Here is a 17,208-nt window from a genome sequence, read left to right as displayed (position 1 = left end):
GATACAAACTTTGCGCGCGATAATAGCACACCCGGTTTTTTAGTTAAGCCATCAACCACTTCTGCCAGCTGGCGCTCACCTGCTGACGTTCATGGGTAAAGGCGTCCGGGGCGACGTTCCCCGGCTGTTCCTGCAACGCCAGATGATGCAGCGCATCGCGCAGCGTGGTGTACGCATGGGTCAACGCCTGCGCTTCTTCATCATCCATAATGTCGTTTTGCGCCAGCAGTTCCAGAATACGCACGTTATCAGACCAGCGCGTCAGCTTCGGTTTATCGTGCGCATAGCGTAGGACCAGATACTGGGTAATAAATTCAATGTCGGTAATGCCCCCGGCATCGGCTTTAATATCAAAGCGATCCCGATGCTTATTGCCGAGATGGGCGCGCATTTTCTCCCGCATTTCCCGCACTTCGGTCTGCAGCGTCGCCCCTTCACGCGGCGTGCTGAGGATATCGCGTCGGATGGTATCAAAACGCTCCTGCAGCGCCGGATCGCCATAGACTACGCGGGCACGCACCAGGGCCTGATGTTCCCAGGTCCAGGCCTCATTCTTCTGGTAGTCGGCAAACGCATCGGCAGTGGTGACCAGCATACCCGCCGCACCAGACGGACGTAAGCGAGCATCCACTTCGTAGAGAATCCCTGAAGAGGTGCGGGTGCTGAAGAGGTGCATAATGCGCTGGGCCAGGCGCAGATAGAACTGGCGACCGTCGATTTCGCGCTCCCCGTCGGTCATCACCTCCATCGGACAATCATGCAGGAACACCAGGTCAAGGTCAGAACTGTAGCCCAGCTCCCAGCCCCCCAGTTTCCCGTAACCGACGACCGCAAAACCACGCCCCTGGCGGTCATGCAGGTGCGTCGGCTGGCCATAACGCGCCACCATCTGCATCCACGCCTGCTGGACCACCGCATCAATCATCGCTTCGGCCAGCCAGGTTAAGTGATCGCTCACTTTCATTACCGGCAGCGTACCGGCAATATCGGCGGCGGCAATATGCAGCAGCTGCGCCTGCTTAAACTGGCGCAGCGCCTCCAGCTGCTGCTCTTCGTCCTCTTCCGGCACCCGCAGCAGATACTGACGTAGCTCATCGCGATAGGCATCGGTCGCCGTCGGTTGATACAGCGTATTGGGATCCAGCAGTTCATCCAGCAGCAGCGGATGGCGCGCCAGCTGACTGGCAACCATCGGCGAAGCGGCGCAGAGGCTAATCAGATGTTTCAACGCACCGGGAAACTCGCTGAGCAATTCCAGGTAGGTGGTTCGGGTGACGATACCGGTCAACAGCGGCGTAATCCGCGCCAACGGCACCGGCGCATCGGCCCGCGAACACACTTCGCTGAGCAGATGCGGCATCAGCTGATCCAGCACCTGGCGCCCGCGCGGGCCGATAGTGCGTTTATCCAGCTCTTTACGAAAATCGGCAATCAGCGCCAGCACACTGCGACGGTCGTCATCCGCAAGATGGGCCAGCGCCGGGCTGGCGTCATCCTCTTCCAGCGCATCCTGCCACAACTCACGCCAGTACTCCTCCAGCTGCTCATCCGGTGATTGCGCTTCATCATCGCCAATTAGGTCGTTGAACACTCGCCGTACGCTGGCCATTTTCTCTTCCAGCTGCGCGGTCAGCGCTTCCCAGTCATCAACATGCATCCCCCACGCCAGGCGAGCGCGATTAAGCGCATCCTGCGGCAAAGTTTGCGTCTGCTCGTCATTGATGCTTTGCAGCAGGTTTTCCAGGCGACGTAAGAACAGGTAGGCATCACGCAACCGGGCAGCATCGCCTTCCGGCAGCAGGTGCAGCTCATCGATCGCCGCCAGCGTCGGAAGCAGCGCCCGTAGCTGGAGCGCCGGTTCGCGTCCTCCGCGGATCAGCTGGAAGACCTGTACGATAAATTCGATTTCGCGGATACCGCCCGCACCGAGCTTGATATTGTCCTTCAGCCCGCGACGACGAACTTCACGGGCAATCATCCCCTTCATATTACGCAGCGACTGGATCACGCTGAAGTCGATGTAGCGACGGAAGACGAAGGGCCGCAGCATGGCGCGCAGTTCGTTGGCATAGGTGCCTTCGTTATCGCCCATGATCCGCGCTTTGACCATCGCGTAGCGCTCCCAGTCGCGCCCTTGTTCCTGATAGTAATCTTCGAGCGCGGCAAAGCTCAGCACCAGCGGCCCGCTGTCGCCGAAGGGGCGCAGGCGCATATCAACGCGATAAACAAAGCCATCCTGCGTCGGCTGGTCGAGGACTTTAATCAGCCGCTGCCCGAGGCGGGTAAAGAACTGCCCGTTATCCAGCTCGCGGCGTCCGCCGCGGGTTGCGCCATGTTCAGGCCAGGCAAAAATCAGATCGATGTCCGACGAGAAATTGAGTTCGCCTCCGCCCAGTTTCCCCATCCCGAGGATCAGCAGCGGCTGCGCTTTACCTTCGGCACTGGTAGGGGTTCCCCATTCGTTACAGCAGGCGGTGTAAAGCCAGTCGCGGGCGGCGACAATCAGCGTCTCCGCCAGCGCGCTTAGCTGCTGCAAACTGCTCTCTTCACTGACCAGCGACAGCGCTTGTGCCCAGGCGATGCGCACCATGATCCGGCGGCGAAACAGTCGCAGCTCACGCATCAGCGTCGCTTCGTCGTTGACACCGGCCAGGGCGGCCTGTAGCCAGTCGGCATAGTGACGCCACTCCTGCGCCTCGGGGGGCGAGTTTTCAAGCTCGGTCAGCCACTGCGGCTGCGCCACCAGACTCTGCTGGACGAAATCGCTGAACGCCATCACCGACTGCGCCTGCGGACTTAACGTGGATAATGGAAAATCCGCCGGCAGTCGGTCTACAACCGTCTGCCAGTGCTGCTGTAACTGTGAAGAAAGCGGCATTATAGGGGTCTCCCTGGCCTGAAATTATCGTTTTCCACTATGCAGCCAGAATGGCTCCGCGGCCAGCGCCTGGCGGCGGAAATATTCAATGACGCTGCGATCTTTGTGCTCAATAGCGCGACGGACTTCCAGCCAGTTCTCCAGCCAGGAGGCCGCAGCATCGGCATAGGCGCCGGCGAGCAGCTGAATGCAGTCTATGTCGCGGGCCAGACGCGGCAGCTGGCCGTCGTAATCGTCCCCCAGCGTCTGCTGGAACGCATTTTTTAACTCCGCCGCCGCCCGCGAAAGCTGGATATCGGCGAAACGTTTAAAAGAGCCGGCGATCTTCTTCTGCGCGTTCTCATTTAAAAAGGCGCGCCAGCTACGGCTCACCAGCCATTCGGTCAACGCGAGCTTCGCGCTGACTGCGGCAATGCTGAACAGCGCCGCCGGATCCTTTCCAGCCTCCGTCAGGGCAGCTTCCGCTTCCCCAAGCTGTTCGCGCAGCTGCGCGGTGGCCTTACGCGGCACGATACCGCCAAACAGCACCAGCGCATGACGTATCCGGGCGATGGCGCGAAGGATTTCCCCTTTTGCCATCGGATTACCGCGGCTCCAGACCTCGTCATGATAGAGCCAGTGCGCCAGCGCGTTTTCCAGCGACGCCTCCAGCCCCTGCTCTACGCTGGCTTTGGGCGCCACCTGCAGAACGCCGAATGGCTGCACCGGGCGCGCATCGTTCCCCTGGGCAAGATGGTAGCCGCGCGCCGCTTTGCTGAGACTTCCCTGGCGCAGCACGCCGGTTTCCAGCAGACGACGGGCGAGCGCCAGCACATCCTCCGTCTTACCAGAGAGCAGTTCCAGCTCCAGCTCGCAAATCGCCTCCTGATGCTCGGGGGTTTTCACCTCCCCGCGATCGAGCGCAATTTCAATCTGGCTCTCCCCTTCGCTGACCACCCATTTTTCACGTTCAAAATCGGTACTGAACAGCGGCTGTACGTTTTGCGCCAGATCCGCGGGCAGTTCGCCCTGCGGCCAGACTTCGGCAGGCAGACGTTCCAGCGCCAGTTCCGGGCTTGCCAGCGGGATGTTGAATTCCGGACGCTGATGCAATCCGCCCACCACGCGCCCGGCGATTTTCAGGGTCATTTCATACTGACCGCGATCGCCACGGATGCGCAGTCCCATATCGTGACGGCGCAGCCAGTTATCCGCCGTTTCATAGTAAATATTGAGCAATTGACCCGCAGGCGTGTGCTGGGCATTAAGCGCGTTAAGGTGCTGGCGCAGTGTTTCCACGCCGCTGTCGGAGACGATAAATTTTAATTCGATTTCTTGAGCCATGACTGAATTCTTCCGCTTCTTTGCGCTGCCGGGAAAATACGGCGAACTATCGCCGATATTTTTTGTCAGTAGATAGTATTTTGCGGCGATTCTCCATGCAATGCGCATTTTGCCGGGCCACCTCCCGGATGTTTCCGATTGTGGCAGAAAACTTTGCGTCGCTATGGCGATGCCACTACTATCGTTCAACTTTTTATGATCAAACGATGACCTGATGCCAAAATTACGCCTTATCACTTTTACTTTGCTGGCGCTCAGCGCCGCCACGGCGGTTCATGCAGAAGAAAAACGCTATGTTTCTGATGAACTGAACACCTGGGTTCGCACGGGGCCGGGCGATAATTATCGTCTTCAGGGCACCATTAACGCCGGGGAAGAAGTTTCTCTGCTGCAGACCAATGACAGCACCGGTTATGCCCAGATCCGCGACGGCAACGGCCGTACCGCGTGGATTCCGCTGAAAGAGCTGAGCACCGAGCCCAGCCTGCGCACCCGCGTGCCGGATCTGGAAAATCAGGTGAAAACCCTGACCGACAAACTCAATAACATCGACACCACCTGGAATCAGCGCACCGCCGACATGCAGAAAAAGGTCGCCGGCAGCGATACCGTCATCAACGCGCTGAAAGATGAAAACCAAAAGCTGAAAAATGAGCTGGTTGTCGCCCAGAAGAAGGTGAATGCCGCGAATCTGCAGCTGGATGATAAGCAGCGCACTATTATCATGCAGTGGTTTATGTACGGCGGCGGCGTGCTTGGCGTCGGACTGCTGCTCGGTCTGGTGCTGCCGCATCTGGTCCCGAGCCGTAAACGTAAAGACCGGTGGATGAACTAATTCGTCTTCTCTGCCAGACTTACGTATCATCTTGAGCAAAGTGGATACGGGAGAGTCAGGCGTGAAGATTTATCTGGTCGGTGGTGCAGTTCGGGATGCGTTATTAGGCCTACCGGTCAAAGACAGAGATTGGGTCGTAGTTGGCGCCACGCCTGAGCAGTTGCTTGAGGCGGGCTACCAGCAGGTAGGCCGCGATTTCCCCGTATTTCTGCACCCGAAAAGCCGGGAAGAGTATGCTCTGGCACGTACCGAGCGTAAATCAGGCTCCGGCTACACCGGTTTTACCTGCTATGCCGCCCCGGACGTCACGCTGGAACAGGATCTGCTGCGCCGCGATCTGACGGTTAATGCGCTGGCTCAGGATGCCGATGGCCTGATTATCGATCCCTACGGCGGCCAGGCCGATTTGCGTCTGCGCCTGCTGCGCCACGTCTCACCCGCCTTCAGCGAAGACCCGCTGCGCGTTCTGCGCGTGGCGCGCTTCGCCGCCCGCTATGCCCACCTGGGCTTCCGTATTGCCGACGAAACAATGGCGCTGATGCGCGTCATGGCCGACGCCGGCGAACTGGCGCATCTGACGCCAGAACGGGTCTGGAAGGAGACGGAAAACGCCCTTGGCACCCGTAATCCCCAGGTCTTTTTCCAGACCTTACGCGACTGCCACGCGCTCGGCGTGCTGTTCCCGGAAATTGACGCGCTGTACGGCGTTCCGGCACCGGCTAAATGGCACCCGGAAATCGACACCGGTGTACATACGCTGATGACTCTGACGATGGCGGCAATGCTGTCGCCGGAGATTGACGTTCGCTTTGCAACGCTATGTCACGATCTCGGCAAAGGGCTGACGCCAAAAGCGCTCTGGCCGCGCCATCACGGCCACGGTCCGGCAGGCGTCAGGCTGGTCGAGCAGCTCTGCGCCCGTCTGCGCGTACCGAACGACATTCGCGATCTGGCGAAGCTGGTCGCCGAATTCCACGACCTGATTCATACCCTGCCAATACTGCAGCCCAAAACGCTGGTCAAACTGTTTGATAATATCGACGCCTGGCGTAAGCCGCAGCGGGTCATGCAAATCGCCTTAACCAGCGAAGCCGATGTGCGCGGACGTACCGGATTCGAAGCCCGCGATTATCCGCAGGGACGCCTGCTGCTTGAAGCCTGGGAGGTCGCCCAATCGGTCTCTACGAAAGAGGTGGTTGCTCAGGGCTTTAAAGGGCCGGAGATTCGTGAGGAGCTGACGCGGCGCCGCATACTGGCGGTCGCGAAGTGGAAGGAAGAGCGCTGCCCTCAGCCTTGCGACTGAGGGCCCGGTTTTACCGGCGCTGAAAACTCAGAAGAAGATAACGTAAACCACTGCCGCGACGACAAAACGGTAGATAGCAAACGGGATAAACGAAATACGTTTAATCAGCTGCAGGAAGGTTTTAATCGCGATCAGCGCCACGATGAACGCCATAATAAAGCCGACGGCAAACATCGGAATATCGCTGGCGTTGAGGAAACCGATGCTCTTATACACATCCAGCACGGTCGCCCCCATCATCATCGGCACCGCCAGCAGGAAGGAGAACTCTGACGCCGCATAGCGGCTTACGCCCATCAGCATCCCACCGGAAATGGTCGCACCGGAGCGAGAGAAACCGGGCCACAGCGCCAGGCACTGGAAGCAGCCGATGATAAATGCCTGGCGATAGGTCATATCATCAATACCGACGGCACGCGGCTGTTTTGGCTTCAGCACTTCCGCCGCGATCAGCAGCAGGCCACCCACGATCAGCGCATACATGACGTTGACCGGGTTGAACAACGATTTGATGGTATCGTGGAACAACAGACCCAGCACCACCGCCGGAACCATCCCTAATAAAATATGAATCAGCGATAAACGGCCGCTTCCCTGACCTTCATGTTCCGGTGGTTTACCGAAATGAATACCGATCAGACCAAACAGACGACGCCAGAACATGACGACAACGGCAAGAATAGAACCTAACTGAATGACCACCTCAAAAGTATTTGCCGTCTCGCCTTCAAAGCCCAGCAGATGGCCAACAATAATCATATGGCCAGTACTGGAAACAGGTAAAAATTCCGTTAACCCTTCAACCACACCCAATATTGCCGCCACCAGCAGCGAGTGTATATCGCTCATCCAATAAACCCTTTAAAAGTAAAATGAAAAAACCAGATACGCTGAACCATTCCATCAGGTGATATTGATGCGGCCAGTCTGGAGACGGACGGCGCAGGAAATCGGAGCGTACACGGAGTACGCGTAAATTTCGAGTGCTGTCCTGACCCTGAGCGGCAATTAAATATCCCGATAGCCGGATCCTGTGACCGGTATAAACGCAATTTGTTTAACGAGTATGACCTGAAAAGTTTTGTTTCAGATTAAGGCTACGTCCGACTGCGCTCGATAATCACGCCCACGTTTGCCGCCCGGGCAACGGCGCCCGGTTTGCTGACTTTAATCCGCACCCACGGCGAGGGGAATTTTTCCAGCAGCAGATCGGCAATCTCTTCCGCGACACGTTCCACCAGCGCAAAACGTCCGCCTTCAACGTGACCAATCACCAGCTCGCTGATATCAGCATAGCTGAGGCAATCATTGACATCATCGCTGCTCGCCGCTTTGCGGTTGTCCCACGCCATTTCGATATCGAACACCAGCTTCTGTTCAATGGTTTGTTCCCAGTCGTAAACACCGATAGTGGTGATTACCGAAAGTTGCTCTATAAATACAATATCCATCACGACCTGCCTGCTTTTTGGCTAAACCGGATACCACTTCCGGCGAATTATGCGTATTATCCACAGATGCAAAGACATCCCCTAAATAATTCGCATTGCAGGAAAGCAGCGGCGCAGCAAGCGTTCTGGCTCCATGCACGCTCCGATGACGGCACGAAAGAAGTGCGCCAGCGCATCAGCGACGCGAAGGATAGCGGGGACAAAACGACATTTTCAAAATGGAACAGCTGATGAGTGCAATCGCGCCTGGACTGGTTATCCTTGCCTACCTCTGCGGCTCAATTTCCAGCGCCATTCTGGTGTGTCGTCTCGCTGGCCTGCCCGATCCTCGCGATAGCGGTTCCGGCAATCCTGGGGCGACAAACGTACTACGAATTGGCGGCAAGGGAGCAGCCGTAACGGTTCTTATTTTTGATGTGCTCAAAGGCATGCTGCCCGTCTGGGGTGCCTGGGCGCTCGGCCTGACGCCTTTCTGGCTGGGTCTGGTCGCCATTGCGGCCTGCGTAGGCCATATCTGGCCGGTATTCTTTAACTTCCGCGGTGGTAAGGGCGTGGCGACCGCTTTCGGCGCAATCGCGCCCATCGGCTGGGATTTGACCGGCGTCATGGCGGGTACCTGGCTGCTGACCATCCTGCTCAGCGGCTATTCCTCGCTCGGGGCTATTGTCAGCGCGCTGATTGCCCCTTTCTACGTCTGGTGGTTCAAACCGCAGTATACCTTCCCGGTTTCTATGCTCTCCTGCCTGATTCTGCTGCGCCATCACGACAATATTCAGCGTCTGTGGCGGCGCCAGGAAACCAAAATCTGGGCCCGGCTGAAAAAGAACAAAAAAACGCCTGAGCAGAAATAATCTGGCGCCCGGTGGCGCGCGCCGGGCCCCCTTTATCCCGACATTCTCTCTGAATTACCCTTTTTGGCAGCCAATCCTCCTGAACTCACCGGCCAGAAAAAGATAATCATTTCACAACAATCACTTAGCTATGTCTTATAACCAAAAATAATTTATCCCTGCCTGCCGCGATGTTTACTCTGAATCCTTTATAAGACAGCACAGAACAACATCATGACAGACGTAATCAACGCGGCTCCGGTCGCAGCGGCGGGGTCGCCTGGCGGGGAAGTACAGTGGATACGCGGCGCCGCTGACGTATCGCGTTTAATCAATGAGGGCAGCAGCGGGCGTACCAATGCGCGGATTGTTATGGGTATCGCCCTCGGCGGTATCTTTCTCGATGCCTACGATCTTGGCTCCCTGGCCTTTGGCCTGAAAGACATTACCCGTGAATTCAACCTGACGCCCGCCGGCACCGGCATGGTGGCCTCAGCCATCACCTTCGGCGCCATCGTCGGCGCGCTGCTGGGCGGCTACCTGACGGATAAAATCGGCCGCTACCGCGTCTTCATGGCCGATATGCTGTTTTTTGTGGTGGCAGCGATCGCCTGCGCGCTGGCCCCCAACGAATACGTGCTGACCGGCGCCCGTTTTGTCATGGGCCTCGGCGTCGGTATCGATCTGCCGGTGGCGATGGCCTTCCTGAGTGAGTTCTCAAAGCTTAAGGGGCCGGGCAACAAAGCGGCCAGCGTCGCCATGTGGTGCCCGACGTGGTACGCCGCTATCAGTATTTCATATCTGCTGGTGCTCTTGTTCTATGCCGTACTGCCGGAAAGCCACAGCGACTGGCTGTGGCGGCTGATTCTGGGCTTCGGCGCGGTTCCTGCGCTGGTGATTATCGCCATTCGCAGCCGCTATATGAGCGAGTCGCCGGTGTGGGCCGCCAATCAGGGCAACCTGCGTGAAGCGGCCGCCATTCTGCGCAAGGCCTATAACATCAACGCCCACGTGGCGCAGGACGCGCTGGATAACCCGACGCCGGTGGTGAAAAAAGCGCAGTGGAGCAACTATTTCCGTCTGTTCCAGGGCGTCTATCTGCGGCGGACCACCCTCGCTACGCTGCTGTCGGTCGTCTCTTCCTTTGCCTATAACGCCGTCGCCTTCGGCCTGCCGGTGATTATCTCCAGCTTCTTTGTTCAGTCGATGCTGACCACGATTGTGATCTCCCTGGCGCTGAACCTGCTCTTTGCTTTCGTCGGCGGCCTGCTGGCAGTGCGGCTGGTGCCGCGCTTAGGGGCATGGAAGATGTCGCTGGCGGGCTACAGTTGCCAGCTGGCGGCGCTGCTGGGACTGGCGCTGATCGGCCGCCCGCACGGCGCGGGCGAAGGCATCGCGGCCGTGGCGATGCTGGCGCTGTTCCTGTTCGGCCAGGGGTTTGGCCCCGGCGCCCACACCATGACCTTTGCTTCGCTGAGCTATCCAACTTCGCTGCGCGGTGTCGGTGTCGGCCTGAACCAGACTCTGATGCGCAGCAGCTCAACCCTGTCGCTGTTCCTCTTCCCGCTGCTGGTTGCGGCCCTGGATACCCAGGTCTTTTGGATTATCGCCGCCGCGCCGCTGATTGGCCTGCTGTCGCTGCTCGCGATTCGCTGGGAACCGTCGGGTTATGACATTGACGCCGAAGATTATCAGGCGTAATAATCTTTTCGCTAAACGGCCGCCGCACAGGCGGCTGTTTTCTTGTTTTTAATTCATAAGCTTTTCATATGATCGAGATACTTTCGCGCCGATCAATACTCATCGCTGCTGTTTTATCTTGATTTTGCAGGGGCGTAACAACATTGCACAGCACCGTGTTACCAGAGAATAAAAAAGGCTGGCAGGCTACGCTGGACCTTCATTTTCAACATCGCGGCGGCAAAACGGTACTCACCTCCGCCCGTCATGTCGGTCCGCTCACCGTCCAGCGTCCCTTTTATCCTGAAGACGATACCTGTCATCTCTACTTACTCCACCCGCCGGGCGGGATTGTCGGTGGTGACGAGCTAACGATTCGCGCCGCTCTCGATAGCGGCTGCCACACGTTAATCACCATGCCCGGTGCCAGTAAGTTTTACCGCAGCAGCGGCGCGCAGGCTCATTTACATCAGCGCCTGACGCTGGCGGAACGCTCGACGCTGGAGTGGCTGCCGCAGGACGCGATTTTCTTTCCCGGCGCCCGCGCCCGTCTGCATACCGCCTTTCATCTTTGCCCTTCCAGCACGCTACTGGCCTGGGATCTGCTGTGCCTGGGCCGCCCGGTCATCGGTGAAAGCTTTAGCCATGGCGCCCTCAGCAATCGTCTTGAAGTATGGATGGATGATGCCCCGCTGCTCATTGAACGCCTGCATCTGGCCGACGGACGTCTGGCCAGCGTGGCGCAGTACCCGTGGGTCGGTACTCTGCTGTTCTATCCCGCCAGTGAAGCCCTGCTTGACGGCGTGCGGGAACGACTCACGACGCTGGGCAATTATGCTGGCGCCACGCTGACTGACGGCCTGCTGACGGTGCGCTTTTTAAGTGACGATAACTTACTTTGCCAGCGGGCGATGCGTGATATCTGGCAGTTTATGCGCCCGCATCTGACCGGAAAGTCCCCGGTCCTTCCCCGAATCTGGTTGACCTGAGAGAACGCTATGGAACTGACCCCCAGAGAGAAAGACAAGCTGCTGTTGTTTACCGCCGCACTGGTGGCGGAACGTCGCCTGGCCCGCGGCCTGAAGCTGAACTACCCGGAAGCCGTGGCCTTAATCAGCGCCTTTATTATGGAAGGCGCCCGCGACGGTAAAAGCGTCGCGGCGCTGATGGAAGAAGGCCGCCACGTGTTAAGCCGCGAACAGGTCATGGAGGGCGTACCCGAAATGATCCCCGACATCCAGGTCGAGGCCACCTTCCCGGATGGCTCGAAGCTGGTCACCGTCCACAACCCGATTATCTGAGGTTTCGCGATGATCCCAGGTGAATATAAGGTGCAGCCCGGACAGATAGCTCTGAACGTTGGCCGCGCCACCCGCAGCATTATCGTTGAGAATCATGGCGACCGGCCGATTCAGGTTGGATCGCATTACCATTTTGCCGAGGTCAACCCGGAGCTAAAATTTGATCGGGCGCAGGCCACCGGCTATCGCCTGAACATCGCCGCCGGCACCGCGGTCCGCTTTGAGCCAGGGCAAAAACGTGAAGTAGAGTTGGTGGCGCTCGCCGGTCGTCGCGCGGTATACGGCTTTCGCGGCGACGTGATGGGAAATCTGGAGGCAAACAATGAGTGATATTTCACGTCAGGCCTATGCCGACATGTTTGGCCCCACCACCGGCGATAAAGTGCGCCTGGCGGACACCGAACTGTGGATCGAGGTCGAAGACGATCTGACCACCTACGGCGAAGAGGTCAAGTTCGGCGGCGGGAAGGTCATCCGTGACGGTATGGGCCAGGGACAAATGCTCGCTGACGACTGTGTCGATCTGGTGCTGACCAATGCGCTGATCGTCGATCACTGGGGGATCGTCAAAGCCGACATTGGTGTCAAAGAGGGGCGTATTGTCGCAATCGGCAAAGCGGGTAATCCCGATATCCAGCCTGACGTCACTATCCCCATTGGCGCGGCGACGGAGGTTATTGCCGCCGAAGGTAAGATAGTCACCGCCGGCGGCGTCGATACCCACATCCACTGGATCTGCCCGCAGCAGGCGGAAGAGGCGCTGGTCTCCGGCGTCACCACCATGGTCGGCGGCGGAACGGGCCCCGCCGCGGGGACACACGCCACCACCTGTACACCGGGGCCGTGGTACATCTCGCGGATGCTACAGGCCGCGGACAGTCTGCCGGTGAATATTGGTCTGCTGGGCAAAGGCAACGGCTCAAACCCGGACGCGCTACGCGAACAGGTTGCGGCAGGCGTTATCGGCCTGAAAATTCATGAAGACTGGGGCGCCACGCCGGCCGCCATCAACTGCGCGCTGACGGTCGCCGACGAAATGGATATTCAGGTGGCGCTGCACAGCGACACCCTGAATGAATCGGGTTTTGTTGAAGATACGCTGGCGGCGATTGCCGGACGGACGATCCACACTTTCCATACCGAAGGTGCCGGCGGCGGCCATGCGCCAGATATTATTACCGCCTGCGCACACCCCAATATTTTGCCCTCCTCCACCAACCCGACGCTGCCCTACACCGTCAATACCATTGACGAACATCTCGATATGCTGATGGTCTGCCACCATCTCGATCCGGATATTGCGGAAGACGTGGCGTTTGCCGAATCCCGCATCCGCCGGGAAACCATTGCGGCAGAAGATGTTCTGCACGATCTCGGCGCCTTCTCTCTGACCTCTTCCGATTCGCAGGCGATGGGGCGCGTGGGCGAAGTCGTTCTGCGTACCTGGCAGGTGGCGCATCGGATGAAGGTGCAGCGCGGGCCGCTGGCGGAAGAACGCGGCGATAACGACAACTTCCGCGTGAAGCGCTATATCGCCAAGTACACCATTAACCCGGCGCTGACCCACGGTATCGCCCATGAAGTCGGCTCGATTGAAGTGGGCAAACTGGCGGATCTCGTGCTGTGGTCCCCGGCGTTTTTCGGCGTTAAGCCGGCCACGGTGATCAAGGGCGGTATGATCGCCATTGCCCCGATGGGCGACATCAACGCCTCGATTCCGACGCCACAGCCGGTGCACTACCGCCCGATGTTCGGCGCGCTGGGCAGCGCTCGCCATCACTGTCGCCTCACCTTCCTGCCGCAGGCGGCGGTCGACAGTGGCGTGGCGCAGCGTCTGAATCTGCAGAGCGCCACGGCGGTGGTGAAAGGCTGCCGGACGGTACAAAAGACCGACATGATCCATAACGGCCTGCAGCCCAATATCACCGTCGACGCGCAAACCTATGAAGTGCGCATCGATGGCGAACTGATCACCAGCGAACCGGCAGATGTCCTGCCGATGGCGCAACGTTATTTTCTGTTTTAAGGAGTCCGGATGCTCTATCTGACCCAACGAGTGGATTCACCTGGCAAACTGACCGCCAGCCTTACGCTGCCGATCGATGTGCGGGTGAAAAGTCGTATCAAAGTCACCCTCAACGACGGTCGCGAAGCCGGTTTGTTGTTGCCGCGCGGCCTGCTGCTACGCGGCGGGGATGTGCTCAGCAATGAAGACGGCAGCGAGTTTGTGCAAATTATCGCCGCAGATGAAGGCGTGTCCGTGGTGCATTGCGACGATCCGTTCACCCTGGCGAAAGCCTGCTATCACCTCGGCAACCGCCACGTTCCGCTGCAAATCATGCCCGGAGAGCTGCGCTATCACCACGATCATGTGCTGGACGATATGCTGCGCCAGTTCGGCCTGGAGGTCACTTTCGCGCATCTGCCGTTTGAACCGGAAGCCGGCGCCTACGCCAGCGAAAGCCACGGCCACAGCCACAGCCACAGCCACGGTCATAGTCACGATCATGGCCACGATCATCATCATCACGAGCACAGTCACTAAATGCCAACGCCGGAAAAACGCCTGCGGTTGATGCAGCTGGCCAGCAGCAACCTGCCGGTCGGCGGCTATAGCTGGTCGCAAGGTCTGGAATGGGCAGTCGAAGCAGGCTGGGTACCCGATGCCGCCGCTTTTGAACGCTGGCAGCAGCAGCAGATGGAACAGAGCTTTTTTACCGTCGATCTTCCTCTGTTCGCCCGGCTGTATCGGGCATGCGAAAACGACGATCTGCCGTCAGCACAGCGCTGGACCGCCTGGCTGCTCGCCTGCCGTGAGACCCGCGAACTGCGTGAAGAAGAGCGTAATCGCGGCACGGCATTTGCCCGCCTGCTGGCCGACTGGCAGCCGGACTGCCCGCCGGCGTGGCGCGGTTTGTGCCGGCAAAGCCAGCTCGCCGGCATGGCGTGGCTCGGCGTGCGTTGGCAAATCGCACTTCCCGACCTGGCGCTGAGCCTTGGCTACAGCTGGATCGAAAGCGCGGTCATGGCGGGCGTTAAGCTGGTTCCCTTCGGCCAGCAGGCGGCCCAGCAGCTGATTTTACGCCTGTGCGATCGCTACGCGGCGGATATGGCCTGCGCCCTTGCGGCGCCGGATAGCGCGATAGGTTCCTCCACGCCGCTGGCCGCCATTGCTTCCGCCCGGCATGAAACCCAGTATTCCCGATTATTCCGTTCCTAGGAGAGAGTATGCATAACTACAAACACCCGCTGCGCGTCGGCGTCGGCGGCCCGGTCGGTTCCGGGAAAACGGCCCTGCTGGAAGCGCTGTGTAAAGCCATGCGTGACAGCTGGCAGTTAGCCGTCGTCACCAACGACATCTACACCAAAGAAGATCAGCGTATTCTCACCGAAGCGGGCGCGCTGGCGCCGGAGCGCATCGTCGGCGTCGAAACCGGCGGATGTCCGCATACCGCGATCCGCGAAGACGCGTCGATGAACCTGGCGGCGGTAGAAGCGCTGAGCGAAAAATTCGGCAACCTCGATCTGATCTTCGTGGAAAGCGGCGGCGATAACCTGAGCGCCACCTTCAGTCCGGAGCTGGCGGATCTGACCATCTACGTCATTGACGTTGCGGAAGGGGAAAAGATCCCGCGCAAAGGGGGGCCGGGGATCACGAAGTCGGACTTCCTGGTGATCAACAAAACCGACCTTGCACCGTATGTGGGCGCGTCGCTGGAGGTGATGGAGCGCGATACGATGCGTATGCGCGGCGAGCGCCCGTGGACCTTTACCAACCTGAAAAGCGGCGATGGCCTGAACAACATCATCGCCTTCCTTGTCGACAAAGGTATGCTGCGCTAAAACGTTCCTGCACCATCCGGACGCACCCGCGCCCGGATGGTGCATTCGACGCCCTCTTTTTATCCCCCCCTCCCCCACAGCCCCCTGCGGCGCCTGCTCTACGAAGTGGCATAAGGTTTGCTAATTACAGTCATACCTGACCATTAAGGAATGACTATGTCATCACTGGATATCAAAACTGAGTTACCTGCCCAGACCGGGCCATCAGGCTCCAGAGAAACCCTGGAAGACTATACACTCCGCTATGCTCCGCTGAGCTTCCGCCGCTGGGGGCCTGGCGTCGTCGCCGTGACCGCGCTGGGCGGCATCGCCTATCTGGCGGACTTCTCCATCGGCGCCAGCATCGGCATGGCATGGGGCACCACCAACGCGATTTACGCCATCCTGCTGGCGGCGCTGGTGATCTTCCTCACCGGGATCCCGCTGGCGATTACCGCCGCCCGCTATAACATCGATCTCGACTTAATCACCCGCAGCGCCGGATTCGGCTATTTTGGCTCGGTCATCACCAGCATTATCTTCGCAGGCTTCACCTTTATCTTCTTCGCCCTTGAAGGCTCGATTATGGCCCAGGGGCTGCTGGTTGGATTAGGGATCCCGCTGTGGATGGGCTATCTCATCGCCACCCTGATGGTGCTGCCGCTGGTCGTTTACGGTATGAAAGCCCTGACCCGCCTGCAGGTGTGGACCACGCCGCTGTGGCTGGTGCTGATGGTGGTGCCGGTGGCCTGGCTGATTGCCAAAGACCCGGCGTTGGTGGACGGCTTTATGAACTTCGCCGGCAAGAATAACGCGGCGCAGGTCGATTTAACTGCCATTATGCTCGGCGCCGGCGTCTGTCTGTCGCTGATTATGCAGATCGGCGAGCAGATCGATTACCTGCGCTTTATGCCGCCCAAAACGGCGGAAAATAGCAAAAGCTGGTGGCTGGCGGTCTTTTCCGCAGGCCCTGGCTGGGTGGTATTAGGCGCGATAAAACAGATCATCGGCGCCTTCCTCGGCTTTTATCTGCTGACCCGCTTCCCGGCAGTGCACAACACCGAGCCGGTACAGCAGTTCGTCAGCGTCTTTGATAACCTGGTACCCGGCTGGCTGGCGTTAACCCTGGCCGTGGTGCTGGTGGTCATTTCACAGATTAAAATCAACGTCACCAACGCCTATTCTGGCTCGCTGGCGTGGACCAGCGCCTGGACGCGCACCACCAAACGCTATCCGGGGCGGATTATCTTCGTCATCGTCAACCTCGCCATCGCGCTGGCGCTGATGGAGGGCGATATGTTCAGCGCGCTGTCGTGGATTCTTGGTTTCTATTCTAACTTTGCCATTGCCTGGGTCGTGGTGGTTGCCACCGATATCACCGTCAACAAAGGTCTGCTCAGGCTCGCCCCGGCGCAGCCAGAATATCGTCGCGGGATGATCTACAACGTTAACCCGGTGGGGGTGGTTTCGTTTGCTCTGGCGGCCGGCCTGTCGATCTGCGCCTTCTTCGGCCTGCTCGGTGCCACGCTGGCGCCATTCTCGCCGCTGATTGCGCTGGTCGTGGCGCTGGTGATGACGCCGCTGATGGGTATCCTCACCGGCGGGCGCTACTACATCAAGCAGTATGATGACGGGATTAGCGAGCCGCGCTACGACGCGCTGGGCAATGCGTCCATCACCGTTTACCAGTGCGTCAGCTGCGAAGAAGAGTACGAACGTCCGGACGTCATGCACTCGCACAAACATCAGGGCGCGATTTGCTCGCTGTGTAAAAGTATGGAGTAA

The 17,208-nt window shown here is 58.9% G+C and carries 15 protein-coding genes and 2 pseudogenes; 12 read left to right on the top strand and 5 right to left on the bottom strand.

The window, feature by feature from the left end:
- Window positions 1-43: 43 nt before the first annotated feature.
- The gene (gene glnE, locus OQV00_RS03405; RefSeq protein WP_163980632.1) at window positions 44-2,881 is read right to left on the bottom strand and encodes a bifunctional [glutamate--ammonia ligase]-adenylyl-L-tyrosine phosphorylase/[glutamate--ammonia-ligase] adenylyltransferase; all 2,838 of its coding nucleotides are present in this window, start codon (window positions 2,879-2,881) and stop codon (window positions 44-46) included.
- Between the two features lie 21 nt (window positions 2,882-2,902).
- Complete coding sequence (locus OQV00_RS03400; protein ID WP_015585699.1) at window positions 2,903-4,201, bottom strand: CYTH domain-containing protein; 1,299 nt, start codon at window positions 4,199-4,201, stop codon at window positions 2,903-2,905.
- 214 nt (window positions 4,202-4,415) lie between these two features.
- Between OQV00_RS03400 and OQV00_RS03395 the strand changes: the two genes are divergently transcribed.
- Both OQV00_RS03395 and OQV00_RS03390 read left to right on the top strand, forming a co-directional pair.
- Complete coding sequence (locus tag OQV00_RS03395) at window positions 4,416-5,036, top strand: TIGR04211 family SH3 domain-containing protein (protein WP_004867804.1); 621 nt, start codon at window positions 4,416-4,418, stop codon at window positions 5,034-5,036.
- Window positions 5,037-5,097: 61 nt separating this feature from the next.
- The gene (locus OQV00_RS03390; RefSeq protein ID WP_266279840.1) at window positions 5,098-6,339 is read left to right on the top strand and encodes a multifunctional CCA addition/repair protein; all 1,242 of its coding nucleotides are present in this window, start codon (window positions 5,098-5,100) and stop codon (window positions 6,337-6,339) included.
- Between the two features lie 27 nt (window positions 6,340-6,366).
- On the opposite strand, the gene bacA is transcribed toward OQV00_RS03390, so the two are convergent.
- On the bottom strand, window positions 6,367-7,188 hold the full coding sequence (gene bacA / locus OQV00_RS03385; protein ID WP_004867807.1) for an undecaprenyl-diphosphate phosphatase: 822 nt from the start codon (window positions 7,186-7,188) through the stop codon (window positions 6,367-6,369).
- A gap of 208 nt (window positions 7,189-7,396) precedes the next feature.
- Window positions 7,397-7,790, bottom strand: a pseudogene (folB, locus tag OQV00_RS03380) (bifunctional dihydroneopterin aldolase/7,8-dihydroneopterin epimerase).
- 230 nt (window positions 7,791-8,020) lie between these two features.
- Between folB and plsY the strand changes: the two are divergent.
- A complete protein-coding gene (gene plsY, locus OQV00_RS03375) occupies window positions 8,021-8,641 on the top strand; it encodes a glycerol-3-phosphate 1-O-acyltransferase PlsY (protein WP_004867810.1) in 621 nt (206 codons plus the stop codon).
- Window positions 8,642-8,854: 213 nt separating this feature from the next.
- Window positions 8,855-10,321, top strand: coding sequence for an MFS transporter (locus tag OQV00_RS03370; RefSeq protein ID WP_015585698.1), 1,467 nt, complete (start codon window positions 8,855-8,857; stop codon window positions 10,319-10,321).
- 67 nt (window positions 10,322-10,388) lie between these two features.
- Here OQV00_RS03370 and OQV00_RS03365 read toward each other — a convergent pair.
- A pseudogene (locus tag OQV00_RS03365) lies at window positions 10,389-10,475 on the bottom strand (short-chain dehydrogenase); the annotation flags it as partial.
- On the opposite strand from OQV00_RS03365, the gene OQV00_RS03360 reads away from it, so the two are divergent.
- From OQV00_RS03360 to OQV00_RS03325, 8 genes are all read left to right on the top strand, one after another.
- Window positions 10,465-11,289: an urease accessory protein UreD gene (locus tag OQV00_RS03360; protein WP_004867813.1), complete on the top strand. Its 825-nt coding sequence runs from the start codon at window positions 10,465-10,467 to the stop codon at window positions 11,287-11,289. The pseudogene OQV00_RS03365 and the gene OQV00_RS03360 sit on opposite strands and share 11 nt — an antisense overlap.
- Before the next feature lie 9 nt (window positions 11,290-11,298).
- Window positions 11,299-11,601 (top strand): urease subunit gamma, encoded by a 303-nt coding sequence (locus OQV00_RS03355; protein WP_004867816.1) that lies wholly within the window; start codon window positions 11,299-11,301, stop codon window positions 11,599-11,601.
- Between the two features lie 9 nt (window positions 11,602-11,610).
- On the top strand, window positions 11,611-11,931 hold the full coding sequence (locus OQV00_RS03350; protein ID WP_200382386.1) for an urease subunit beta: 321 nt from the start codon (window positions 11,611-11,613) through the stop codon (window positions 11,929-11,931).
- On the top strand, window positions 11,924-13,627 hold the full coding sequence (gene ureC, locus OQV00_RS03345; protein ID WP_004867822.1) for an urease subunit alpha: 1,704 nt from the start codon (window positions 11,924-11,926) through the stop codon (window positions 13,625-13,627). The genes OQV00_RS03350 and ureC overlap by 8 nt, the downstream gene beginning before the upstream one ends.
- A 9-nt stretch (window positions 13,628-13,636) precedes the next feature.
- On the top strand, window positions 13,637-14,146 hold the full coding sequence (ureE, locus tag OQV00_RS03340) for an urease accessory protein UreE (protein ID WP_097357698.1): 510 nt from the start codon (window positions 13,637-13,639) through the stop codon (window positions 14,144-14,146).
- A complete protein-coding gene (locus tag OQV00_RS03335; RefSeq protein ID WP_004867827.1) occupies window positions 14,147-14,821 on the top strand; it encodes an urease accessory protein UreF in 675 nt (224 codons plus the stop codon).
- 8 nt (window positions 14,822-14,829) lie between these two features.
- Entirely contained in the window at window positions 14,830-15,444 is a 615-nt protein-coding gene (gene ureG, locus OQV00_RS03330) for an urease accessory protein UreG (protein WP_004867829.1), read from the top strand.
- Window positions 15,445-15,600: 156 nt separating this feature from the next.
- Window positions 15,601-17,208, top strand: coding sequence for a purine-cytosine permease family protein (locus OQV00_RS03325; protein ID WP_088911930.1), 1,608 nt, complete (start codon window positions 15,601-15,603; stop codon window positions 17,206-17,208).

Source organism: Klebsiella sp. DY2415, from assembly GCF_026314315.1.
Lineage (GTDB): Bacteria > Pseudomonadota > Gammaproteobacteria > Enterobacterales > Enterobacteriaceae > Klebsiella > Klebsiella ornithinolytica.
The sequence above is the reverse complement of the archived record's forward strand: the minus strand, read 5'-3'. Positions and strand labels throughout refer to the sequence as shown.